General features: G+C 62.4%; 17 protein-coding genes. 11 read left to right on the top strand and 6 right to left on the bottom strand.

Annotated features, from left to right (window positions below; translation table 11 throughout):
* Positions 1 to 47: 47 nt before the first annotated feature.
* The 8 genes from QD280_RS04280 (at position 48) to QD280_RS04245 (ending at position 9,907) form a co-directional block, all read left to right on the top strand.
* Positions 48 to 1,094, top strand: a complete 1,047-nt coding sequence (locus tag QD280_RS04280; RefSeq protein WP_054556671.1) for an ABC transporter permease — start codon at positions 48 to 50, stop codon at positions 1,092 to 1,094.
* Positions 1,091 to 2,074, top strand: coding sequence for an ABC transporter permease (locus tag QD280_RS04275; protein ID WP_279838430.1), 984 nt, complete (start codon positions 1,091 to 1,093; stop codon positions 2,072 to 2,074). Before QD280_RS04280 ends, QD280_RS04275 begins: the two co-directional genes overlap by 4 nt.
* Positions 2,075 to 2,094: 20 nt before the next feature.
* Positions 2,095 to 3,147: an ABC transporter ATP-binding protein gene (locus QD280_RS04270; RefSeq protein ID WP_082388765.1), complete on the top strand. Its 1,053-nt coding sequence runs from the start codon at positions 2,095 to 2,097 to the stop codon at positions 3,145 to 3,147.
* Positions 3,144 to 4,223, top strand: a complete 1,080-nt coding sequence (locus QD280_RS04265; RefSeq protein WP_107334800.1) for an oligopeptide/dipeptide ABC transporter ATP-binding protein — start codon at positions 3,144 to 3,146, stop codon at positions 4,221 to 4,223. The genes QD280_RS04270 and QD280_RS04265 overlap by 4 nt, the downstream gene beginning before the upstream one ends.
* A 350-nt stretch (positions 4,224 to 4,573) precedes the next feature.
* On the top strand, positions 4,574 to 5,485 hold the full coding sequence (locus tag QD280_RS04260; RefSeq protein ID WP_279838429.1) for a LysR family transcriptional regulator: 912 nt from the start codon (positions 4,574 to 4,576) through the stop codon (positions 5,483 to 5,485).
* A gap of 133 nt (positions 5,486 to 5,618) precedes the next feature.
* Positions 5,619 to 6,983 (top strand): Xaa-Pro dipeptidase, encoded by a 1,365-nt coding sequence (pepQ, locus tag QD280_RS04255; RefSeq protein ID WP_279838428.1) that lies wholly within the window; start codon positions 5,619 to 5,621, stop codon positions 6,981 to 6,983.
* Between the two features lie 347 nt (positions 6,984 to 7,330).
* On the top strand, positions 7,331 to 8,389 hold the full coding sequence (locus QD280_RS04250) for a hydrolase (protein ID WP_279836488.1): 1,059 nt from the start codon (positions 7,331 to 7,333) through the stop codon (positions 8,387 to 8,389).
* A 348-nt stretch (positions 8,390 to 8,737) separates the two neighbouring features.
* A complete protein-coding gene (locus tag QD280_RS04245; protein WP_043334254.1) occupies positions 8,738 to 9,907 on the top strand; it encodes a dicarboxylate/amino acid:cation symporter in 1,170 nt (389 codons plus the stop codon).
* Between the two features lie 197 nt (positions 9,908 to 10,104).
* Here the strand turns inward: QD280_RS04245 and msrA are convergent, their stop codons facing one another.
* Positions 10,105 to 10,743 carry a peptide-methionine (S)-S-oxide reductase MsrA gene (gene msrA / locus QD280_RS04240; protein WP_131432038.1) on the bottom strand — a complete coding sequence of 213 codons (639 nt, stop codon included), beginning with the start codon at positions 10,741 to 10,743 and terminating at the stop codon, positions 10,105 to 10,107.
* Positions 10,744 to 10,792: 49 nt separating this feature from the next.
* Between msrA and QD280_RS04235 the strand changes: the two genes are divergently transcribed.
* On the top strand, positions 10,793 to 11,269 hold the full coding sequence (locus QD280_RS04235) for a YchJ family metal-binding protein (protein WP_279838427.1): 477 nt from the start codon (positions 10,793 to 10,795) through the stop codon (positions 11,267 to 11,269).
* Between the two features lie 149 nt (positions 11,270 to 11,418).
* Here QD280_RS04235 and QD280_RS04230 read toward each other — a convergent pair whose 3' ends face one another.
* The 3 genes from QD280_RS04230 to QD280_RS04220 form a co-directional block, all read right to left on the bottom strand.
* Entirely contained in the window at positions 11,419 to 15,615 is a 4,197-nt protein-coding gene (locus QD280_RS04230; protein ID WP_279838426.1) for a translocation/assembly module TamB, read from the bottom strand.
* Positions 15,616 to 15,707: 92 nt separating this feature from the next.
* Complete coding sequence (locus tag QD280_RS04225; protein WP_279838425.1) at positions 15,708 to 17,804, bottom strand: autotransporter assembly complex protein TamA; 2,097 nt, start codon at positions 17,802 to 17,804, stop codon at positions 15,708 to 15,710.
* Positions 17,805 to 17,958: 154 nt separating this feature from the next.
* The gene (locus QD280_RS04220) at positions 17,959 to 19,143 is read right to left on the bottom strand and encodes a hypothetical protein (RefSeq protein WP_279838424.1); all 1,185 of its coding nucleotides are present in this window, start codon (positions 19,141 to 19,143) and stop codon (positions 17,959 to 17,961) included.
* Between the two features lie 654 nt (positions 19,144 to 19,797).
* Between QD280_RS04220 and QD280_RS04215 the strand changes: the two genes are divergently transcribed.
* Both QD280_RS04215 and QD280_RS04210 read left to right on the top strand, forming a co-directional pair.
* Positions 19,798 to 20,382, top strand: a complete 585-nt coding sequence (locus tag QD280_RS04215; protein WP_043334256.1) for a Fe-Mn family superoxide dismutase — start codon at positions 19,798 to 19,800, stop codon at positions 20,380 to 20,382.
* Positions 20,383 to 20,823: 441 nt separating this feature from the next.
* Positions 20,824 to 21,951, top strand: a complete 1,128-nt coding sequence (locus QD280_RS04210) for an alcohol dehydrogenase family protein (protein WP_279838423.1) — start codon at positions 20,824 to 20,826, stop codon at positions 21,949 to 21,951.
* Positions 21,952 to 22,163: 212 nt separating this feature from the next.
* On the opposite strand, the gene QD280_RS04205 is transcribed toward QD280_RS04210, so the two are convergent.
* Positions 22,164 to 23,450 (bottom strand): nucleotide sugar dehydrogenase, encoded by a 1,287-nt coding sequence (locus QD280_RS04205; RefSeq protein WP_279838422.1) that lies wholly within the window; start codon positions 23,448 to 23,450, stop codon positions 22,164 to 22,166.
* A gap of 3 nt (positions 23,451 to 23,453) precedes the next feature.
* Complete coding sequence (gene galU, locus QD280_RS04200; protein ID WP_192838778.1) at positions 23,454 to 24,338, bottom strand: UTP--glucose-1-phosphate uridylyltransferase GalU; 885 nt, start codon at positions 24,336 to 24,338, stop codon at positions 23,454 to 23,456.
* Positions 24,339 to 24,447 lie beyond the last annotated feature (109 nt).

The following is a 24,447-nucleotide window of genomic DNA, read 5'->3' as shown; positions in this document are numbered from 1 at the left end:
GGCCGACGCGCGCGAGACCGTGATGTTCACGAGGAAGGTGGCGATCCATGATTGCCTTTCTGATCAAACGCCTGATGCACGCCGTACTGGTCATGTTCGTGATCAGCATCATCAGCTTCGCCATCCAGGACAACCTGGGCGACCCGCTGCGCGAGATGACCGGCCAGGCCGTGTCGGAAGCCCAGCGTGAAGTCATGCGCGATGAAATGGGCCTCAACGACCCCTTCATCACCCAATATCTGCGTTTTGCCGGCAATGCCCTGCAGGGCGATCTCGGCAACTCGTATTTCTACAAGCAGCCGGCGACCGAGGTGATTCTCAAGCACCTGCCCGCCACGCTGGAACTGGTGATGGCCTCGAGCCTGATCATCATCCTGCTCTCGGCGCCCATCGGGGTGTTCGCGGCGATTCGCCCGCGCAACTGGCTGTCACGCCTGTTCATGGGCACCTCGATCATTGGCATCTCTGTGCCGGTCTTCCTGACCGCCATCGTGTTGATCCAGCTGTTCGCGATCGGCGTGACGGTGGACTGGTTCCCCAGCGACACCACCTGGGGCAGTGTCCTGAACGGCATGCTGTCCACCGATGGCGGCATGCCCTCCTACGGGCGCGGTGAGCTGGTGCACGTCGCGGGCACCTGGTCGAGCGGCTTCTTCACCGCCGATGGCCTCTGGCACCTGGTCCTACCGGCCATCTCGCTGGCCTCGATCATGCTGCCGCTGTTCATCCGCCTGATTCGTGCCGAGATGATGGAAGTGCTGCAGTCGGACTACATCAAGTTCGCGCGCGCCAAGGGCATCGGCCTCAAGCGTATCTACTTCCTGCACGCACTGAAGAACACCATGCTGCCGGTGATCACCGTCGGCGGCGTGCAGATCGGCACCATGGTCGCCTACACCATCCTGACCGAGACCGTCTTCCAGTGGCCGGGCATGGGCCTGATGTTCCTCGAGGCCATCACCCGCTCCGACATCCCGCTGATCGTGGCCTACCTGATGATGGTCGGCGTGATCTTCGTGATCACCAACACCCTCGTCGATCTGATCTACGGACTGGTCAACCCCACCGTCAAGCTTGCGGGGAAACCGGCATGAGCCAATCCAATACCCAATCGAGCAACGCGCCCGTCACCCCGAAGACCAGCTCCATCGTGGTCCCCGGCCGTTGGCAGCGTTTCCGCGAGTCCTACCTGGTCTACAGCTTCAAGCGTGACTGGATGGCTCAGGCCTGTCTGCTGGTGTTCATCGCCATGGTGCTCGGGGCCTTCCTCGCGCCGTGGATCGCCCCGGCCGACCCCTATGACCTGGCCAGTATCGACATCATGAATTCGGAGCTGCCGCCGGCGTGGATGGCGGGCGGTGATCCGGCCTTCCTGCTGGGCACCGATGCCCAGGGGCGTGATCTGCTCTCCACCATCCTCTACGGCACGCGCGTGTCGCTGTTGATCGGCTTCGGTGCGGTCATCCTGCAGGCATTGCTCGGCGTGACCTTCGGGCTGCTGGCGGGCTATCTGGGCGGGCGTATCGATGCCTTCCTGATGCGCATGGCCGATATCCAGCTGTCGTTCTCGACCCTGATGGTGGCCATCGTGGTGGGCGCCATCATCAAGGCGACCTTCGGCGGCGCCGCCTTCTCGAATTACGCGCTGATCCTGTTGATCCTGATCATCGGGCTGGCGGAATGGCCGCAGTATGCGCGTACCGTCCGCGCCTCGGTGCTGGCGGAGAAGAACAAGGAATACGTCGATGCCGCGCGGGTAATGGGCTTCCGCTCCCGTCGCATCATGTTCCGTCACATCCTGCCCAACACCCTGTCGCCGATCTTCGTCATCTCAACGGTGCAGATCGCCAACGCGATCATCTCGGAGGCGGCGCTGTCCTTCCTCGGTCTCGGCATGCCGGAGACCCAGCCGTCGCTGGGGTCACTGATCAAGTCCGGCTTCGACTACCTGCAGTCAGGCAGCTGGTGGATCACGCTGATCCCCGGTGGCGTGCTGATCGTGCTGGTCCTGGTCATCAACCTGCTGGGCGACTGGCTGCGTGATGTCATGAACCCGCGTCTCTACAAGGGCTGAAGCCGAGAGGAGTCAAGACAATGGCACTACTTGAAGTCAACAACCTCGACGTCCGCTTCGCCATGCGAGGCGGTGAGGTGCGCGCCCTGCGCGACGTCAGTTTCACCCTGGAACGCGGTGAGCGTCTGGGAATCGTCGGTGAATCAGGGGCTGGCAAGTCGGTCGCGGCCTTCACCATCCTGAATCTGATCGCCAAGCCCGGCTACATCGCCGGCGGCGAGATCAAGTTCGATGGCGAAGTGCTCAACACCCTCAAGCCCAAGGCGATGCAGTCGATTCGCGGCAACCGCATCTCGATGATCTTCCAGGACCCGATGATGACGCTCAATCCGGTGCTGACCATCGGCGAGCAGATGATCGAGTGCCTGAAGGCGCACCGCCGCATCTCGCGCAAGGATGCGCGCGCCATCGCCCTGCACAAGCTCAATCAGGTCTTCATTCCCTCACCGGAAAAGCGCCTGGATCAGTACCCCCATGAACTGTCCGGCGGCATGCGTCAGCGCATCATCATCGCCATCGCGCTGCTGCTGGACCCGGACATCATCGTCGCCGATGAGCCGACCACCGCGCTGGATGTGACCATCCAGGCCGAGATCATGGAGCTGTTGCTGCTGCTGTGCGAGAAGCACAACGTCGGGCTGATCCTGATCACCCACGACCTGGGCGTGGTCAGCCAGGTCACCCAGCGCACCCTGGTGATGTATGCCGGGCGCGTCATCGAGCAGGGACCGACCCGCGAGATCATCAATGATGCTCAGCACCCCTACACCCAGGGGTTGATCAACGCCCTGCCCCAGATGGCCACTCCGGGCAGCCGTCTGAACCAGATTCGTGGCTCGATGCCGACCCTGACCAAGATTCCAGCCGGCTGCGCCTTCAATCCGCGCTGTGATTTCGCGGCGAATATCTGCCTCGAGAAGGTGCCGGCCTTTGCCCATTCCGGCAACTGCAAGGTGGCCTGTCATATGGTCGATGCCATGGTGGCCGGCGAGCGCTGGACCCCGATCATCACCGATGCCAACGGCAATGGCGCCACTCCCACTGACAGCCACCGCACGGAGGTGAACGCATGAGCGCGGCAATTCTGAAGGACGCTCAGTCCTCCTCCCAGGCCTCCACGCGTGTGGATAGCGCCGAGCTTGGCGAAACCCTGGTGGAAATTCGTGATCTCGAGAAGCGCTTCTCGTTGTCCGGCGACTTTCTCGAACAGCTGACCTTCGAGAAGGGACGCCTGCGTCGCAAGCAGGAATACGTGCACGCCATCAATGGCGTCACCCTGGACGTCAAACGCGGTGAGGCGCTGTGCGTGGTCGGGGAATCCGGCTGCGGCAAGTCGACGGTCGCGCGCACGGTGATGGGGCTGCTCAAGCCCAGTGGTGGGGAGGTGCGTTTTGACGGCACCCGCATCGACAATATGGCCCCACGGGACCTGCTGCCCTACCGTCGTCGCATGCAGATGATCTTCCAGAACCCCTATGCGTCGCTGAATCCGCGCATGACCATCCAGCAGACACTGGAGGAGCCGCTGCGCTTCCATCAGCCGACGCTCAAGGATGGCGAGGTGCGCGACAAGATCGAGGAGGTGATGCGCTCGGTGGGCATCGACCCCGACTGGGGCAAGCGCTTCGCGCACGAATTCTCCGGCGGTCAGCGTCAGCGTATCTCGATCGCCCGCGCGCTGGCGGTGGACCCGGAATTCATCGTCGCCGATGAGCCGATCTCGGCGCTGGACGTGTCGATCCAGGCGCAGGTGCTCAACCTGATGATGGAAGCGCAGGAGCAACGCAACCTGACGTATCTGTTCATCACCCACGACCTCGCCGTGGTCGAGCACTTCGGCACCCGCGTCGCGGTGATGTATCTGGGCACGCTGTGCGAGCTGGCGGACACCCGTTCACTGTTCGCCCGCCCGCGTCACCCCTACACCCAGGCGTTGATGTCGGCGATCCCGCGGCTGCACGATGACAAGCCCAACCACATTCGCCTCGAGGGTGAGGTGCCGACGCCGGTCAATCTGCCTTCGGGCTGTGTCTTCCATGGCCGTTGTCCGCATGCCAATCAGCGTTGCCGCACGGAGATTCCGCGCCTGATCGCCACGGACACTGGTCAGGTCGCCTGCCACGCCGTGGAAGAAGGCCGCATCGACTGATGGGATGGCAGTGACGCAAGTGATGACGGCGATGTGATGGGCGCCATCGATCATTGCGTTTCCGGCCCAAGCAAGGAAAGACCGCGCAAGGTTGCCATTGTCATCGGCAACCTTGCGTCTTGCGCTCATTGACGATTGCATCTCGCGTTTTGTGTGGGCAAGATTTCGCACATCCGCTACTGACCAACAGGTCAATTGGCGCCATTGCCCACGATGCTTGAAGAAGATTCAGCGTGGCACCGGGCCCCGATGACGCATCCCCAAGATACTCTGGTGTGACACGTCCGAAGAGATGTGCGCCCGACCTCCTGACATGGCCTGTTCCCAGGCCGACGAGGCACTCCGATTACATGGAAATTCGCTGGCTCGAAGATTTCATCGTTCTGGCTCAGACCCGACATTTCTCGCGGGCAGCCGATGCACAGAATGTCTCTCAGCCCACCTTTTCCCGCCGCATCAAGTTGCTGGAAGAGGAGATGGGCACCACCTTGATCAATCGTCAGACCCTGCCGCTGTCGCTCACTCCCGCCGGAGACGAGTTTCTCCAGCTGTGCGAGCAGATCACCGAGCGCGTGCGCATCACACGCGAACGCCTGCAGGACATGGCCCAGCAGCAAGCCAGCAAGATATCGCTGGGGGCACCGCAGTCTCTGGTGTCCCACTTCCTGCCTGATTGGCTCGATCAGCTTCAACTGCGTGAACAGGTGCTGCCCTATCTGCGTGCCACCGGCTGGCTGGCGGCCGACTATTTCCACGGGCTGGATCGCGGCGAATGTGATCTGGCGCTGTGCTATTGGCCCCAGGCACGTGTGGACCTGGGCTTTGAGCTGGACAGTTACCAATACCTGGTGGTCGGCGAAGAAACCTTCATTCCGCTGTGCGCGCCCGGCGCGGATGGCGAACCCCGCCATCAGTTGCCGGGCACGCGGCGCAATCCGCTGCCGTTCATCAGCCCGCATCCGCGCGCCGTCATCGCCACCTCGCTGATGGCGCATCTCGCTCAGGTCCCGATTCAGGCGCATCTGGTCACCATGAACGAGAATATCCAGGCGGCCAACATCAAGGCGCTGGTGCTGCAGGGCTATGGCATCGGCTGGTTGCCGCAGCGGCTGGCCGCAGAGGAAATCGCCAGCGGCAAGCTGGTACGTGCCGGTGACCCGCGTTGGGACCTGAGTCTGCATATCCGCCTGTATCGCCCGCGCGTGCCGCGCCACGACAGTGTCAGTGAACTCTGGCACCAGCTGGAAGCCCATTTCTCGTGAGTCATCCGGGCAGGAGGGACGACGGCGCCGACTCCGCGGCGCTCTCCCCTTCATTCCTACATTCTCCATCACCTCACGCCATTGACGTTCACTCCTCCAGGTCAGGCGTGCCGACCGTTTGCAAGGAAACATGATGTCTGACAGCCAGCTCAACGACCCGACACTCACCCACGCCGAGGCACATCGTGCGCATCTGGCGGCGCTGCAATCCGGCTATGAAATCGCCATGCAGCAGCATGATCTGGACGCCATCGTGCTGCACAGTGGCAAGCCGAAGCGGCATTTCGCCGATGATCAGGATGCCAGCTTCAAATCCCATGCCCATTTCCTGCACTGGGTGCCGATGGCGGGCCTCAGCGATAGCTGGCTGGTGATTCGTCCGGGTGAGCGCCCGACGCTCTACCTCTATGCCCCCGATGACTTCTGGCATCTGTCACCCAGCCTGCCGACGTCGGACACTGCGCCCTGGGCCGAGCAGTTCGAGATCGTCCATCTGCGCAAGCCCACACTGCCACAGCGTCCCGAGGGCCGCGTGGCGCTGCTGGGCGAGATCGCAGAGCTTCAGCCGCAGGTGGTCAGCGAGCTTGAGGCACTGCCCAACCCGGTCGGCCTGGTGCGCCAGCTCGACGAGGGGCGCGTCTGCAAGAGCGAATTCGAGATCGCCTGTCTTGAAGAAGCCAGCCTGCGCGCCGCGCGTGGCCATCTAGCTGCCCGGCGCACTTTCATGGAGGGCGGCGCGGAGCTCGATATCCAGCTGGCCTATCTTGGCGCGTCTCGGCAACGGGAATCGGATGTGCCCTACGGCAATATCGTTGGTCTCAACGCGCATGCCGCGGTCCTGCATTACCAGCATTATGGCTTGCAGGCTCCCGCCGCCCGTCACAGCCTGCTGGTGGATGCCGGCGCCAGCGTGCACGGCTATGCCTCTGACATCACACGCAGCTGGGCGGGCGATGATGCCCTGCCGCTCTATCGCGCGCTGGTAGAGGGCGTGGAGGCGCTGCAGAAGCGCCTGATCGCAAGACTCGCGCCCGGGGTGGACTACGTCGACCTGCACCTCGAGATGCATCGTGAGCTGGGTGAGCTGCTGCGGGAACTGGGCGTGGTGTCCCTGCCCGCCGAGGATCAGGTCGCCCAAGGCATCACGGCAGCCTTCTGCCCGCATGGCCTCGGGCACCTGCTGGGATTGCAGGTCCATGATGTGGCGGGTCGCATTCCTGATCACACCACCGGCGACATCCGTCATCCGCCGCAAGGTCACCCGATGCTGCGCCTGACGCGTGTGCTCGAGACCGGCATGGCCATCACCATCGAACCGGGCTGCTACATCATTCCCATGCTGCTGGAGCCGCTGCGCAACGATGCACGCGGTGAGCATATCGACTGGAAGCTGGTCGAGGCGCTGGCACCACATGGCGGTGTGCGTATCGAGGACAATCTGGTCATCACCGCAGACGGTGCCCTCAATCTGACACGCAGCCCCGCCACGGGTCTGTAATCAGGACTGTCACACCACTGTCTGGGTCTCTCGCTGTGACGCTTACCGTCACACGCCTGCCTCACGCCGCCATGGGCCCTGTGCCGATGGCGGTTTTTTGTCGCGTGTCGTCAGGCTGAGTATTCGAGCGCCAGGCCAGGAATGTGATCCAGGGCCGAGCTATCACCATGGGCGTCGATGCGTATGCTGCACTGCGACTAGCGATTGGCGTCGCCAAGTGAAATGATGCCAACGATATCCGTGCAGAAATTCCTGTCAGATCTTGCTGCAGGCCACCGCCATCAAGGGCATGTCCATCACCCGACCACCAACGTCATCGCCCTGGCCTGCCACTGGAGCTACCTTACATGCCGCACTCCATCTTCACGTCAGAGTTTCGCCCTGCCCTTGGCCTGCGCAATCGCCATGTCCAGACCTTGTTGCCCCGATTTCTGCCCCGCGCGCCCCTGAGTCGACGCACCGAGATTCTCAATCTTCCCGATGGTGACTTCGTCGAGCTCGCCTGGGTCATCAGTGACGGTCATGAAAAGCGGGAGCGTACGACGCCCCTGAGCGACGATGCGCCCCTGTTCGTGCTGTTTCATGGCCTTGAGGGTGACTTGAGCTCGCCCTACGCCCGTGAGCTGCTCAATGCAGCCGCCCGGATGGGCTGGCGACCGGTGATGATGCATTTCCGTGGCTGCGGGCAATCTCCCAACCGCCTGCCACGCGCCTATCACAGCGGAGATACCGCAGACGCCTATTGGGTGCTCGGCGAGCTGGGGCGACGCTATCCGCACGCCATCAAGGTCGCCTGTGGCGTATCGCTGGGCGCCAACATGCTGCTCAAGCTGGTGGCGGAGCAAGGCGGTGATGGTCTGGACCTGGCCGGCGCGATCGCCATCAGCGCCCCGCTGGACCTGGCAGCCAGCGCGGACGTGCTCAACCAGGGCTTCTCGCGCCTCTACCAGCGCCATCTGCTCAAGGGCTTGAAGGCCAAGGTGGCAGCGAAGCTTGCCAATGGTCCGTTACCCATCTCGATCGGAGCGCATCAGCTGACCCAGCTGAACAGTTTCTGGGCCTATGACAACGAAGTCACCGCACCCCTGCATGGCTTCACCTCGGCGAGTGATTACTACACGCGCTCCTCGGCGGGCCGTCTGCTGAGCGAGATCGAACTGCCGACGCTGATACTGCAATCACTGGACGACCCCTTCATGCCACGCGATCTCTTCGCACGCTTCCACCAGCCCTCCGAGGCCGTGCGTATCGAGCTCAGTGAGCGCGGTGGGCATGTCGGCTTTGTCGAGTGGCGCCGTGGACGACTGAGCTCCTGGTTGGCTCGCCGTGTCAGTCAGCAACTGGATGCCTGGAGCGGGCTGCCCAAGCCACAAGCGCAGGCCGAGGTGCAGAGCGAAGCGCACTGAACTGCCTGTATTGAACCGGCTGCATTGAACTGTCGTGCATCGAACTGGCAGCATTGTCCGCCATTCAGACGCCAACACGCTTTCCCCTCCCTGGCTTTCTTGTCCTTGGTATTCCTCGCCTCTTGTTGCTTCTCCCGCCCTTGCTCGCCTTCCCACCTTCAAGTCCGGTGGGAAGCCCTTAACCCTGACTACAACCGCATGCTTTTCGGGATGGCCAAATTTTGAGCAAAAAAACGATAACGGTATACAGATTGTATCGCGTGTAGGGTGACACGGATCACTGTCACGATTCAGGGAGAATGGTAGACTGCGCGCCCATCCTACGTTCAAGACTCTACTGGCCTGATAATGAACCTGATTTTTCGCCTGGTGCTCGGCATCGTGGCTGGCATACTGCTGGGACAATGGGCTCCCGAATCCCTGATCCGCGCCCTGCTGACCTTCAAGGTACTGTTCGGTGAGCTGCTGGAATATGCCATTCCGCTGATCATCCTGTTCTTCATCATGAGCGGGATCGCACGTCTCGAGCGCTCCTCGGGCCGTCTGCTGACCCTGACCATCGTGCTGGCCTATGCCTCGACGACGCTGGCAGGACTGTTGGCAGGCATCGTCGGGCTGGAGGTCGTGCCGCATATCGTGCAACAGGACCAGCTGCCGGTCAGTCATGCCATCAAGCACTTGAGCCCCTACTTCACGCTGGATATTCCGCCGCTGACCGATATCAGCACCGCCCTGGTGACGGCCTTCCTGTTCGGCATCGGCATTTCCGCCACCGAGCATGACGGCATGCGTCAGCTGGCCGACGGCGGCCGTGACATCGTCGAGCGCTTCATCGCCAAGGCGTTGATTCCTGCCCTGCCGTTCTATATCGCCGGCCTGTTCTGCGAGATGACGATCGCCGGCACGGTGGCCAATACCCTCAAGAGCTTCGGCATGATCCTGCTGCTGGCGCTGACCCTGCACTGGCTGTGGCTGAGCGTGCTCTACGTCACCAGCGGCACCAGCACCGGCCGCTCGCCCATGAAGGCGTTGGCCCACATGCTGCCCGCCTACTTCACCGCCGCCGGCACCATGTCTTCCGCGGCCACGATTCCGGTCACCGTGCGCCAGATGCACCTCAATCACATCTCGCCGTCCGTGGCGAGCTTTGCGGTGCCGTTGCTGGCCACCATCCACATGTGCGGCAGTGCCATCACGCTGACCGTGTGCGCCATTGGCGTGATGCTGGTCACTCCCTCACTGGCAACGCCCGAGCTCACCACCCTGCTGCCATTTATCGCCGCGCTGGGCGTGACCATCATTGCCGCGCCTGGCTCGCCCGGCGGGGCCGCGATGACCTCGGTGGGCGTATTGCAGAGCCTGCTGGGCTTCGATGCCGCCGCCGTCGGCCTGATGATGGCGCTCTATCTGGCGCAGGACAGCTTCGGCACCGCGTGCAACGTCACCGGCGATGGTGCCCTGGTGCAGTGGATCGATCGCTTTGCAGAAGCCGAGCAGGATCGACAGCGCTACCGCTGACACTGTGCCTCGCCACATTTAACCGATAGCGGTTTCTTACAAAAGCTGTTTCTGACAAAAAGCTGTTCCTGAAAGAAAAAAAGCCTCATGGCGGCCGTGTACTGCGCGGCGACCATGAGGCTTTCGTGTCTCTCAGCGGCAATCTCACACCAACAGTCTCATGACGGCATGCCCTGCCTGTCATGACTGCCGGGCTATCAGCCGATGGGGCAGCTGATTCCCGTGCCTTTCAGGCCGCAGTAGCCACCCGGATTCTTGGCCAGATACTGCTGGTGATATTCCTCGGCGTAGTAGAACTCGCGCAGCGGTGCGACCTCGGTGGTGATGCGGCCGAGACCGGACTGGTCCAGCGCCTGCTGGTAGTCGGCCATGCTCTTCTCGACGATGGCGCGCTGGTCTTCGCGGGTGTAATAGATCGCGCTGCGGTACTGGTTGCCGATGTCATTGCCCTGACGCATGCCTTGGGTCGGGTCATGGGCCTCGAAGCTGGCCCGCAGGATTTCCGGCAGACCGATCACCGTCGGGTCAAAGATCACACGCACGACCTCGGTGTGGCCTGTCTTGCCGGTGCAGGTCTCTTCATAGCTCGGATTCGGCGTATGGCCGCCGGCATAACCGACCGCCGTCACCTTGACGCCCGGCAGCTGCCAGAAGAGGCGCTCAGCTCCCCAGAAGCAGCCCAGTCCCAGCACGATCTCCTCACACTCACTGTCGAACGGCGGTACAATCGAGCGGCCATTGACGTGATGAACGCCGCTGATGCGAACCGCTTCACTGCGCCCTGGCAAGCTGTCCTGTGCTGAAGGAATGGTCTGCTTATCTTCCGTTATCCACATGGCGGACTCTCTCCTGTGTCGCGTCGTGCAATCGTGTATAGGTTCAATGATGTCATCTCTGCCCCCCAAGATCTGCCCCTGCCAGCCCAACAGCGCTGCGGCGCGACGCTACGTCGATTGCTGTCAGCCGATTCATGCTGACATCACCCTCGCCGAACGCCCCGAGCAATTGATGCGCGCCCGCTACAGTGCCTTCTGCCTGTCGCTGAGTGACTTCCTGATCGACAGCTGGGATCCGGCACATTGCCCGGCGCGCGCCGATCTCGAAGGTGCTGGCCCGCAGTGGCTGGCATTGGAGATTCTGGACAGCGGACAAGACGCCGATACCGGCATGGTACGCTTTCATGCCACCTTCTTCGAGCAGGGAAAGTTCCAACAATTGCAGGAACTTAGCCGCTTTCATCACGATGGCCATCACTGGCGTTATGTCGACGGTGATGCCGAGTGGCAGACACTGACGCCGGGGCGCAACAGCCTGTGTCCCTGTGGCAGCGGCAAGAAGATCAAGCGTTGCTGCACTGCGTGACCGTCAGCGTCTTGTGCTGACACGCGTGAGCACGATCTCTCGAGCACCTCCTGAAACGAGTTCTCCGAAACGCCCCCTCCAAAACGAGACAGCCCCCACCGAACTTGTCGATGGGGGCTGAACCTGTGGCAATCAATTGGCCCTGCGTGTCATCTGTCCTTGCCGACTCTGGGCGCCAACTCACTGCGACCCAGCGAGAAGCTGTAGAGCAGATCCACGGCCTGCGCCGTGCCGGACACCGCTTCGGCATACAGATTGCGGAACAGCTTGTAGCGCACTGTCAGCTCCGCGATCGGCGAGAACAGCCCGACGCCGTAACTGAGCTTCAGGTCCGGAGCGATATAGCCGCTGACCACCACCTGGCTGTCATCCCCGCTGCCGGAGCTGTCCAGACTCAGGTCGCGCACACCGAAGGTTTCCCCGATCTGGCCGACCACCTGACCACTTTGCGCCAGCGACATGCCGATCAAGGCGGATGTGACCGCACTGTCACTGCTGGTGTCGCTGTCCAGGCCCTCACCGCGCAGCAGATAACTCAGTGCCGAGGACTCATCCATCGACGGGTCCGAGAAGATCTCGACGCTGGGTGACGAGGCAAGTCCTGTCACACGCACCCCTGCAGTCACGTCGTCCTCGGTGTTGTCAGGATCACGGATCGCCTCGATATTCAGACGCGGGCTAGAAGGCGGCCCGGCCAGCAAGACCTGCCCCTTGCTGATCTGCAGGTCCTGCCCGAAGCTCTTGTAGGTTCCGTCGACCAGATTGACCTCACCGAAGACCTGCACGCCGCCCTTGGACTGACGCACATCGAGGTCGCCTCTGAGCTTGGTCTTGAGCCCCATCGCCTCCAGACGCGCATCCGGCCCGATATGGATGCCGATACGCACATCCAGCGCCATGCCGGCCTCGTTGAGCGCCTTGGCGGTATCGCTGCCATCGGCAAGCTCGGCCGGGTTGGAGGTGTCCTCACCACTGGGACGCTCGATGATGATGGTGTCACTGGAGGGTGACACGGCAGACGGCGGCACCTGGTCCACTTCGATGCGTGTCCACGGCACCTTGACGTCCCCCCGCAGCTTGAGCAGCGTGGGGCTGGCATTGATTTCGAGATCCGGCGCGACGCGCATGCGGCCGATCCCGGCGATATGCAGTTCGAGCGGATTCTTCGCGCCGTCGAGGTTCAATGACGCCGTCCAGTCCTCAAGCGTCGGCCACGCCGCCTCGCCATCGATGCCCCAGCGCGCATCATTGCCCACCAGATAGCCATCGATATCGGCATTGTTGCCATCGAAGTCGACGGTGAACTGGGCATCCGACAGCGACACCGGCAGGCCTTCGCCCTGCACCTTGACACCGGTCAGCGCGATCGGGCCGGTCAACGACGGCAGGCTCAGGTTGCCGCCGACCTCGACGTCACCCGCCAGCTTGCCTTCCAGCTGGGTCATGCCCGCCACCAGCGGACGATACGGCGAGAGGTCGATGTCGCGGATGGCCAGCGAGCCATCCAGCTGACCTGCGCCTGCCGGGTCGAGGACCGACACGGTGAGACCGATGCCGCCAGCGCTGTCCAGGCGAATCTGGGTATCGAGATCGGCCTTGTCGGGTGTGGCCTCCAGCGCCAGTTGCAGGGTGGTCTCGGGCAGTGACCAGGCATTGCCGTCGGCGTCTTCGCCGGCCAGCGTCAACTTGCCCGCCAGCTCCGCGTCAGCATTCCAGCGTTGGCCACCCTGCTTCCAGCTTGCCGTGATCTTGCCGCCCGTGGCACCGCCGATGGTCCAGCTCTCCGGCATGGCGCTCTGGGCCATGTCCAGGGGAATCCCCTCGAGAGTCACCACGGCCTGACCGTCGTTACCCGCGCTCAATGGCTCGGCGACACAGATCTGGCCGCCCTGTTCGCGACTCAGACAGAACGGCTGCACCAGCACGCTGCCCTTGGCGAGATTGGCATCGAAGCTCGCCGGCGTGTCGAAGTTGAAGTCCCCGAAATCGGTATTCGCCGTCAGCGGAGACAGCGCACCACGATAATGCTCACGCGCCTTGTCGAGCCCACCCTTGAGGGTCAGTCCCAGACGGGACAACGGCATCTCACCGGCCATCTCGGTATCGAACTGAAGGGTGTGATCGCTCAGGAATCCTCCCAGCGTCAGCGCGACCGTCGCGACCTGCTGTCCGCCAGCTCTGACATCATCGGCATTCAGGGCGATATCCAGTGCCGGGTCATCAATCCCCCGCTTGCGAGCATCGACCCCGGCCGACAGCGCCATGTCGGAGATTCGGTTCTCACCGATCTGCAGGCGCCGTGCGGTGAAGTTGCTCGCCAGCTGAGGCTTGTCGAGCGTGCCCGAGGCATCGATCTTGCCCTTGAGCTCACCCGCGATATCCGGCATCAGGGTCGAGAGTGCCGGGAAATCGATGTTGGCCGCCAGGGTGATGGTCTTGGCAATCTTGCCATTGGCGCTCAGCCGGTTCTGGCCCTGACGCAGCTCCAGAGCGTTGACGTCCCACTGCATGTCGGCATTGCCTGAAAGCTTGCCGGTCAGCGTGAGCGGACGCTCGAGCAAGGTGCCATGGATATCCAGCTTGCTGACATCGACGGCCCACGGACCTTGCTGCGGCTGATTGAAGCTGGCCACGAGATTGCCGCTCAGCTCACCGCGCACGGCTTTCTGACCGCCTCCGGCCGGGGCCGGCAGCAAGTCTTCGGGATGCAGCTTGTCGAGGGCCAGCTCGGCGGCGACCTGAATACCTTCCTGCCAGTGAATCTCGCCACGGGTGGTCGCGGAGCCACGCTTGAGGGCGATCTTGAGCGGCTGCCAGCGGTAATGCGAGAGATCACCGTCGCCTGCCAGTGACAAGGTAGCGCGCGGAATGTCACGCCCCTCGATGATGGCATCCAGTGTGGTCGTATACCCCGACAGTGAGCCCTTGGCGACCAGCGCCAGATTCTCGACGCTATAGTCAGGCGTGAAGGCGGCAGCGGAGGCAGACGTGTTGTTGCCACCCTTGGCTTGGGTCGCTGTCTGGGCGCTCGTCTGCGCATCCGCGGAGGTGGCATCAGAGGCATCAGTGACGGCAGCAAAGGGCCAGGTGATCCGCTCGGAGCTCAGGCGTGCCTCGAAGGGCAGATCACTGTCCAGTACATCCGCGCTGGCCACAAGCTCAGCGGCCAGCGGACCGTCGGCTTTGAGGGAGGCTTCAAGATCCGCCAGCGAGCCTTCCAGAGACAGGCGCAGCTTTTCATGACGCACGGGGTCAATCAGGGTCTCGGCATTGAGCGTGGCGCTCAGGGGATACTCGTCCTTCAAGGTGACCTGCGCCACGAGATCGGCGTTCACGTCGCGGGAGTCGACCTCGAGACGCGAGAGCGTGATGTCATGCCCTTCCGCCTTGAGCGCCAGCGACAGGCGACTGACCTCATACGGGCTTGGCCCCTCGAGCGCAAAGTCTTCGATGGCGAGGTCGGGAACCTCGATGGTCAGCGGAATATAGACTTCCGGCAAGGAGATGCGCTCGGCCTGTGCTGTCTCATCCGTGGTTTCAGCGGCAGTCTTGTCAGACACATCTGCGGTGTCATCAGTGGCGGTCTCATCCGTGATGGCCTTGTTCGAGATGGTCTTATTCGAAATAGCCTTGGCGGCGCTCTCGGCTTGAGGCGCCACGACCTGAGTGTTGACCACTGCACTTGCCGCTTGCTGAGCCTCAGGCGTGATGCTCACTCCCTTGAGGGTGGCAGTGTCTGACGTCGCTTGAACCGCGGCGGCATCGGCCGGAATGAAACGACTGGTGATCAGGCGTGTCTCGCCCAGCGTCAGCGTACTCACTGACAGCGCGGCCGAGGTATGGAAGTGATCGAAGGTGACGCGACTGCCATCCGCCAGCGCCAGGGCGAAGTCATCAATGGCGACCTTGCGCACCTCGATGGGAATCGGCACCACGATGGGCACATTGAGACTCTCACCGCTCTCCGCTTCCGGCTCGCTGCTGGCACCGCTATCGCTCAGGGTGATCGCAAGACCACTGGACTCCAGCGACTCGAGACACAGCTTGCCCTTGAGCAGGCAGTCCTCACCCCAGGCCAGCGACAACGAGTCGGCATTGACGGCCAGCCCCGGCAGGTCCAGCGAGACATCCTTGAGTGACAGCGCTTCCAGCGGAGAGCCGGAGGCCTGGGAATAATCGATGAAGCCACGCGAGCGCGCCTGATCGAGCACCAGCCCGGTGCCCCACGGAGACAGCACGCCCCCGACCAGCAGCATCGTCAGCCCGATCAGGAACACGAGCAGCCATATCAGCAACCGGATGACCAGGCCGCCCCGACGTACATAGGGATTAGACAATTCCAACATCTCCATATCTTTTTTATCAGCTCACCCGCTCAGCTGATGGTCCTTTGCTGGCGCTTGATCCGCACGACACTCGCTCACGATGCGCGAGCCGCTCAGAATTCCGGCCCGATCGAGAAGTGAATACGGTAATCGTTGTCATCGTCATCGAAGGGATGGGCGATATCGAGACGAATCGGCCCTACCGGCGAGATCCAGCGTATCCCCATGCCGGCCGCCGTCTTGAGCTCGAGTGCGTCCCAGCCATTGAAGGCATTACCGGCGTCGTAGAAGGTCGCGCCCCACCAGTCGCCGGTCAGGCGGTAATCGTATTCCAGGCTGCTGGTGAGCAACGAGCTACCGCCTTCCAGATCGCCGTCGTCATCTTCCGGGGCGAGTGTCTCGTAGGAATAGCCACGCACACTGTTGTCGCCCCCGGTGAAGAAGCGCATCGAGGGTGGCATGTCATCAAAGTTGTCGGTATCGACGTGGCCGACGCCCATGCGCGCCACGAAACGATGGTTGTCGCCGATGGAGCGTATCCAGTTGGTGTTGAACTGGGAGCGCAGGAAGGTCACGTCCGAGCCCCACATCTGATCGCCGTATTCGAAGGTCAGCTGTTGGCGGTCGCCCCACATCGGGAAAGTCTTGGGGCGGGTGCGGGTGCGGTTCCAGCTCACGCCGGGATACAGCAGCAGCACGGCCCCGGATTCGTCCGCCTGGGTGTAGTCCTCATAGGTGGAACCGAAGAACACGCGCTGGGTCCAGCCATTGTCGAACTTCCACTCGCGGGTGAAGCGCACGGTGGTCTCGAGACTCTCGGTATCTTCATCATCGGTGTTCGACATCCCGTACTCGAGGACATAGCTATCCTTGAGCGGGTCTTCGAGCGGCATGCGGTATTCGCCCTCGAAGGTCTGTTCCGGCGAGGACAGGAACAGGCTGTTGGTCAGGCTATGGCCATAGCGATTGACCCACGGCATCTCCCAGCTGAACTGCAGGCGTGGCCCGACATCCGTCGCGTAGCCGATACCGGTCTCGAACTTGTGACGGTCTGCGGGAATCAGGCTGATGTCCACGGGGATGATGGGGCCGTTGGCCGTCTTGACCGCGGCCTCCAGCGCATCGCCCGTCAGCACTGGCGTGTCATTGCCGGCGGCTACGGTAGTGCCAGCCACAGCGGAGCCAGCGTCATCAGCCTCCACGGCGGCCTGCGCGGCGGGCGCCGTCGAGTCCGAGGGGAACGCCGCGTCAGCGCGACGACTCTCATCCCCCGTCTGCTCGACCTCAGCACCCTCGACTTCAGCTCTCTCGATTTCAGTCCTCTCGACATCGGCAAGCCATGACCCCTCATAGCCCTGTGCCTCGGCATAAGGTGTCTTGATCTCGCTGTCGGGGCTGGTGGTCTTGAGTTCGGCGCCCGGGTTGAGCTGTGGCTTGATCGCGGCCGAGCGGAACCAGCCGGCCTCACTCAGCCGCTGGTTGAACTGGGTCAACTTGCCGGCTTCGTAATAATCGCCAGTCTCGAACGGCTGCATGGCCCTGACGCGATCCAGCTCTATCTGACTGTTGAGGTAGGTGATATCACCGAAGCGGTAGCGCTGACCGCTCTGCATGACCAGATAGATGCGTGCCGAGTGCAGCCAGGGGCGTACCTCGATGCGCTGCTGGGAGAAGGAGGTGTCGAAATAGCCGCGTTCGAGGCTGAGCGACGTCAGGGTCGACTTGAGGCTGTCATAGCGTGAGTGACGCAGCACATCGCCTTCCTCGAGGTCGGCGTCGGCCAGCACCTTCTTCATGACCTTGTCGCGCGCGGCGTCGCCTTCGAGTCGCAGCTCCAGCGTCTCGATGGTGACCGGCTCACCGGCATCCACCGTCACGACCACAGCATCGCCGCCCAACAGCCCCTTCTCGGGATAGCTGAGCGTGATCTGGGCATCGTAGTAACCGAAGGCCTGCAGCGCTTCCTGGGTGCGCCGGATGATCTCATCCTCATAGCGCTCGGCCGGCGCATCGCCCTCAAGCGTCATCCCGGCCAGGAAGTTGACCACGTTAGTGGCCGTCGCGCCCTTGACGCCCTTGACGGCGGCATCGATCGCCAGCGCCTGCGGCGCGAAGCACAGGCCGCCACACACGATCAGCGGCGTCAGATAGCGATACGGCAAACCGCGCGTCCCGGTCGCTCGAGCAGACTCTTTGTTGTCGCCACTCATGATTCGTCCTTTGTTGAGTGCTGGTGGAAAGCACTGTCCATCGTTCCCATTCATCATGTCGTGCGGCGCTCGGTCATCACGGGGCGTGTCACATGGCCCGCCAGAGTGGCGGACCACGCCATATCGTCGTTACTTGTATCCCTGCGGCACCGGCTCAGCGACGTTCCAATCGATTGACGCGCTGCTCAAGCTCAGATACCTGGCCCAGCAGCGACGCGACACGGCCACTCAGCTGACGGCGGCTGGCGTCCAGCGAGCGCAACTGCTCGCGCGTGTCCTCTGACGCCCCCTGTGAGCTGGCTTCCAGGCCGGCACTGAGTGCTGTCTGCTGACGGCGCAGCTCACCCAGCTGGGAGGCCAGTGAGCGTTGCGCGGTCTCAAGCGAAGCCAGCTCGTCAAGCGGCGCGAAACGGCCCTTGAGCTTGCTGGCCAGTTCATCGCCATCAGCGGCCGCCACCGGCTCCGGCAGTGCCTTCAGCGTCTCGCTCAGTTGCTGCTGCGATTGCTGCAAGTCACGCGTCTGGGTCTGTTGCGTGGCCAGGTCCGTCTTGAGGGCCGTGAAGCGTGTCTCGAGCGAGGCCAACTGCTTGGCGCTGTCGCTCTCAACATCGCTCTGCAAGCTCTCGATGCGGGTAGCCAGCGTGTCCAGGGTGCTGGAGGTCTTGTCCACCAGCGGCTCGAGGTGCTCAAGCGTGGCCGACTGGGCGTCCAGGCGCGCGCCCAGCGCTGCACGGCCATCACGACTGAGGGATTCCAGCGCCGCCATCGAGCCCTGCAGCGCCGTGATCAGGGTCGCGTGGTTGTCACCTGTCTGGGCAAGCGTCATGACGTGACTATCAAGGCGATCAAGCGCCTCGTCCATGGCGGTCAGACGGTCTTGAGCGCCATCAGCGTCCTTCGCCACCTTGTCTTCCAGCGTCTCGAGGCGCGCGACGGCCTCACTCGACAGGGACGCCTTGTCCTCCTGCAGGGTGGTCAGCGCCGGCACGACAGTGTCATTCAACTGGCTGTCCAGGGCACTGAGTTGCTCACCCAGTGCATCACGCAGTTCGCTCAGGCGCTCATCGCCCTGCTGCTCAAGCTGGGCCACGGAACGTTCGAGCTGGCTGACACGCGCGCCGAGCTGATCGCGTTGATCGCCCCCGAGGGTCTGCAGGTCATGCAGCTGCCATTGCTGCCAGCCCACCACGCCCCCCAGGGCGAGGAGGCAAAGCCACGTCGGCCAGCGTCTGGGCGCGGGGGAACGGGTGTGATGCACGCCAAGCGCATCGTCGGGACGCGCGACCAGCGCATCGTCCGGTGAGTCATTGAGAGACGGTTCAGCGTTGTGCGGCCGCATTCTGGCTCCAGGTCCGGCAAACGATCAGCAGCGAAAGGTTCAGCGCAGCATCTTCAGGGCGGCGCAAGACGACCGGAAGTGCGCTTTTTCGCCTTGCTGTATAAAAATACAGTAATGCAGGTTCTGCAAAAGATAAGTCACGGTTCACGTACAGGAAATCGAGTCTAACAGCTGACCTCGGTCATCTCATCAGGTTCCCGCCACGGCCCGTCATCGTGGGCAGAGTGGCAGGAATGTGGCAAAAGCCTGGCAATGAACGTGAGCCCTGCAAGACGCTTGAGAGGATCCCGCGGTCAGTGCCCACCAGCGTTGGCCTGTCGGTGTCTGGGTGCTATAGTGCCAGACACTGCGATACGCGCAGCCTCTGTCTTCGTAGCTATCTGGATTCACAAGGTTTTTCACGCTGATTGCACATTTCATGCGCGTAGCCACGGCATGAAGGATGCACGGCGAGACATGCACTTTCGCCCTTGCCCGCTGCCTGAGCGGGTGGCCAGTTTCAGGGCCGGGAGTGATGCTGGTCGCGGAGCTTGAGTCTGTGCTTGTCTGACCCACTTCCATCACGCGATGGCAGGTCAGGCATTGAAATACTCAGCCCCAAGCCCCACGAAGGCAGAGTACGACCCAATTGGTGAGGAAAAGGAGCTGATCCCCATGGCATTTGAACTTCCAGCACTGCCGTACGAAAAGAACGCACTCGAGCCGACCATCTCTGCCGAGACCCTTGAGTACCATTACGGCAAGCATCACCAAGCCTATGTCACCAAGCTGAACAGCATGGTCGAAGGCACTGCTGACGCAGAAAAATCTCTCGAAGAGATCATCCAGAGCGCCCAGGGTGGTCTGTTCAACCAGGCAGCTCAGGTGTGGAACCACACCTTCTACTGGCACTGCCTGTCCCCGAATGGTGGTGGCGAGCCGTCCGGCCCGCTGGCAGACGCCATCGTGGCCAAGTGGGGCTCCGTGGCTGACTTCAAGGAAGCCTTCAACACTTCCGCCGCTGGCAACTTCGGTTCCGGTTGGACCTGGCTGGTCAAGAACGCCCAGGGCGAGCTGGAAATCGTCAACACTGACGACGCTGACACCCCGATCGCCAAGTCTGGTCAGACTCCGCTGCTGACCGTCGACGTCTGGGAGCACGCCTACTACGTCGACTACCGCAATGCGCGTCCGAAGTACCTGGAAAGCATCTGGAACATCATCAACTGGGAATTCGCTGCACAGAACTTCGCAGCCTGAGCTTTTCCAGATTGAGTTTGGCTAGACCGAGATTGGCTAGCCTCAGGAAGCCGAGTCGTTTACCGCTCGGAACTCCAGCTGAGCTAGGGCATTTAACGTCACCCTGATATGACGCCTGGATGCCCTGCTCTGAAAACCCCGCCACCTGGCGGGGTTTTTTCGTTCAAGACAATGTCACCCAGCCGCGAGCCTGCTACACGCAAGGCTTGGCTAAGCTTGGGAGTGCACCACCAGGAGAAGAATCTCGTCTGTCGACTTGCAAATGCCGGCGGTGCCCCTATCTAATGACTGACAAGTAGAACGCATGCTCTACCTCGTTGCGTACCCTTGATCGCTCACAGGGACTCGACGACAAGAGACTCGACGACATTGCTGGCACACACTGCTTGAAATGCATTCCTTGACTGCGCGAAATACATACTTTGAAAAAAGGGAATACCGATGCCCACTGACACCTCGACCTCCTCACTGCCCGACTCCATGCTGGCGATCGTGACCACCGGCCATGGGGGTTATGAATGCCTCGAGACGCAGCAGCGCCCGGTGCCGACACCCGGTGAAGGCGAGGTGCTGATCAAGGTGCTGGCGGCTGGCATGAACAACACCGAGATCAATACGCGTCTGGGCTGGTATTCCTCCACGATCACTACCGCGACACAACAGGCCAGCAGCCTGCATGACAACGCGGATGCAGACGCGGCGACTGACAAGCCGGCGCCGCCGGAAGGTGGCTGGAAGGGTGAGACGCCCTTCCCCCTGATACAGGGCACGGATTGCTGTGGCGAGGTGGTGGCATTGGGCCCGGATGCGGATGCCAGCCTGCTGGGCAAGCGCGTGCTGGTACGCTCCTGCATGCGCAGCGAGGGCTGGGACTCATTGGAGAATGAATGGATGGGCTCGGACTTCGACGGCGCCTTCGCGCAATTCGTCAGCGTGCGCGCCAGTGAAGTGTTCGCGGTGGACTGTGACTGGAGCGATGTCGAGCTTGGCTCCCTGCCCTGTGCCTACGGCACGGCGGAGAACATGCTCGAACAGGCAGAGCTCAAGGCGGGCGAGCGTGTGCTGATTCTGGGCGCCTCGGGCGGGGTCGGTTCCGCTGCACTGCAGCTGGCCAAGCGCCGCGGCGCGACGGTGTATGCGGTGGCGGGCGTCGCCAAACATGAGGCTCTTGCAGAACTTGGCGCCGACAAGCTTCTGGACCGCAAGGCCGACCTGCTCGAGCAGCTGGGCCATGAAAGCGTCGACCTGGTGGTCGACAATGTCGCGGGTGACAACTTCCCGGTCATGATGAAACTGCTTGCGCGTGGCGGCCGTCTGGTGACCACCGGCGCCATCGCCGGCCCGATGGTAACGCTGGATCTGCGCGATCTTTACCTGAAGAACCTGCGCCTGCTTGGCACCACTGCCTGGTGTGAAGCCACCTTCCCCAATCTGATCCGCTATGTGGAGCAAGGCGAGATTCGCCCGCTGATCGCGGCCAGCTTCCCGTTGACCGAGATCGTCACTGCCCAACAGCAGTTTCTGAGCAAGGGCCACGTGGGCAAGTTCGTGCTCGAGCCCTGGGCCTGAAGACAGCCTGGCGGTCTGCATGAAAGGGCTGGCACTCATGATGTAAAGCCTGGGCCCCATGATAAAAAGCCTGACGCCCACGACAAAAAGCCCTCATCCGGTTTCGGATGAGGGCTTTTGCATACCGAGCACGAAAGGGTCAGCCTGAAAGAGCGTCAGTCTGAAAGAACATCAGCTGCAGAGTGCGTCAGCCTGACCCACCGAAATGCCCGTCAGGGGCTGGCACGGCGGCCGATGCCGCGATAGACCAGTCCCTGGCTTGCCACGTAACGCGGGTCGAAGATGTTGCGGCCATCGAGTACCAGGCCCGCGCCCAGCTCACGCTTCAGGCGCTGCCAGTCCGGGTTCCAGTAGCACTTCCACTCGGTGACCAGCATCAGGGCATCAGCGCCCTCCAGGGCGTCATACATGTTGCCATCGACCAGCTCCAGCAGCGGATGCGCACCACAGGCATCACCCAGCGCCGACAAGGCCGCGGGATCATGCACGCGCACGCGCACGCCCTGGGCCCACAGCGCCTCAAGCAAGGTCAAGACCGGTGCATGGTCGATACGCGCGGTACCCGGCTTGAACGCCGCGCCCCAGATCGCCACGGTACGACCGCGCAATTCACCATCGAAGTGCTGCCACAGCTTGCGGAACAGCGTCTCCTTCTTGGCCTCGTTGATGTCGAGCACATGCTCGAGCAACATCGATTCACGCCCTGTCTGGTGCTGGACATCGGCCAGACGCATCAGGTCACGCGAGAAGTTCGGGCCGCCGAACCCACAGCCCGGATAGAGATAGCCGAAGCCGATACGCGGATCGGCGCCCATGCCCTGACGCACATATTCCACATCGACGCCGAGGGAGTCGGACAGACCCGCCACTTCGTTCATGTAGCTGATACGCGTCGCGAGCATGCCGTTGATGGCCAGCTTGGTCAGTTCGGCGGCGCGGCGCGGCATGATCTGGAAGACATCTTCACGCCGGTTGAAGGCACGCAGCAGCTCCTGCACCCGCAGAGTGGCAGGTTCCGCTTCGCTGCCCAGCAACCAACGGGCCGGACGCTCGAAGGTGGCCAGTGAACGGCCTTCCTCCAGCATGTCCGGCAAGGCGACGGCGTACTGGTCGTCACGCGGCAGCAACGCCTCGAAACGCTCGGTCGTGCCCACCGGGAAGGTCGAGTTGTTGACCAGCACCAGCGGCTCATCCAGGGTCACCACCAGCTGCTCGACACGGCTCAGCGCGCTTTCGCGCTGGTCCGGCGAGACGGCGATCCAGTGGATATCGATGCGCCGCAGTGACTCGAGGTTCTCGATGAGAGTGAGATCGCCCCGCTCCCGATGGCGATCAAGACGTTCGCGCAGGCCTGGCTCACTGTTCAACCAGTCGACGCGTTCAAGGGCAGCCCAGTCCATGTCCTCATGCGGCCACCACCAGACACGGTGACCCACGCTCGCCAGAGCGGCGCTGGCCGTTGCCGCCGCCAGTTCGCTTCCGTGCACCAGCACCTGCATGGCTTATTTCTCCTGGTAGCGAGTCAGCAGCTCGCGGAAGCCTTCACCGAAGGTCGGGTGACGCTTGGCGAAGGAAAGAGTCGCTTCAAGATAGCCCAGCTGGTGGCCGCAATCGTAGGTATCACCGGCCATGCGGTAGGCCGCGACGGCCTTGTCGTCACGCAGGGCGTCGATGGCATCGGTCAGCTGGATCTCACCACCCGCGCCCGGCGGAGTGTTCTCCAGAAGCTCGAAGATACGACCCGGCAACAGATAACGGCCGATGACCGCCAGGGTCGACGGCTCGGTGCCCGGGGCCGGCTTTTCGACCATGCCGTTGATCAGGGCGGACTTGCCGGCTTCCGGCGTGTCACCGTCGATCGCGACGATACCGTACTTGTAGGCCATGTCCTGCGGGACATTCTCGACCATGATCTGGGCGGCGTTGGTGGCTTCGTAGGCCTCCATCATGCGCGCCAGGTCATTCTTCTCGAGCCCTTCGCCATCGACCAGCACGTCCGGCAGCATGACGATGAACGGCTCATCACCGACGATCGGCTTGGCACACAGCACGGCGTGGCCCAGGCCCAGCGGCTCCGGCTGGCGCACGCTGATGATCTTGACGTCATCCGGGATGATGTTACGCAGCTGTTCGAGCAGCTCGAGCTTGCCCTTGGCTTCCAGGGTGGTTTCCAGCTCGAAGTGCTTGTCGAAGTGGTTCTCGATGGCATTCTTGCTGGAATGGGTGACCAGCACGATTTCCTTGATACCGGCTGCGACCGCTTCTTCCACCACATATTGGATCACCGGCTTGTCGACGATGGTGATCATTTCCTTGGGGATGGCCTTGGAGGCCGGGAGGCAACGTGTGCCGAGACCGGCAACAGGCAGAACAGCCTTGCGTATCATGTAGCGTCTTCCTTGTGTCTATGTCGTGGTGAAGCCCGTCGAAGGACCTCCACCGGGTTACTGTCGTCGAAGCCAATCAACGACCATCCTTCATCATAGGCAGAGATTA

The sequence above is a fragment of the Cobetia sp. 1AS1 genome, assembly GCF_029846435.1.
In the GTDB taxonomy this organism is placed as follows: Bacteria; Pseudomonadota; Gammaproteobacteria; order Pseudomonadales; family Halomonadaceae; genus Cobetia; species Cobetia amphilecti.
Note: the sequence above shows the minus strand (reverse complement) of the source record. Positions and strands in the feature narration are given on the sequence as shown.